This is a genomic window from Pantoea sp. BL1, assembly GCF_000963985.1.
Lineage (GTDB): Bacteria > Pseudomonadota > Gammaproteobacteria > Enterobacterales > Enterobacteriaceae > Pantoea > Pantoea rwandensis_B.
Window position 1 is genome coordinate 1 of sequence record NZ_JZRH01000093.1, and the last position, 332, is coordinate 332.

Here is a 332-nt window from a genome sequence, read left to right on the forward strand (position 1 = left end):
CAGTTTTTGAAGTTACCGCCGCTGGCGGCGCCGCCTTTGCTGCCCGCCTCAGAGGCGCGCGCCGGGTCGGCCGCGAAGTTTCCGGCACCACCGCGCCTTGCTGTTGTCATGATGTCTTCCTCAGTTAAAAGATGTCCTGTATTTCAGGAAGTTAAATTTTGGCACGTCCGCACAGGACTGCCCGCGTTTGGCACACTTTTTTTTCAGGGTTATGACGGCGGACACGCATTACTGGGTGGCAGAACCTGAAATGTGGGCCCGCTGGACCTCACGCTTGCGACTTGAGCGATATGCGCCAGGCTGTGTGTGCGAAACGGCGCGTGACATCCCTC

Annotated in this window: 1 protein-coding gene; it reads right to left on the bottom strand. The window is 58.4% G+C overall.

Annotated elements, in window-relative coordinates:
* On the bottom strand, positions 1-110 hold a 110-nt coding region (locus VH86_RS25395), incomplete at its 3' end, for a KGG domain-containing protein (protein WP_045834426.1).
* Positions 111-332 lie beyond the last annotated feature (222 nt).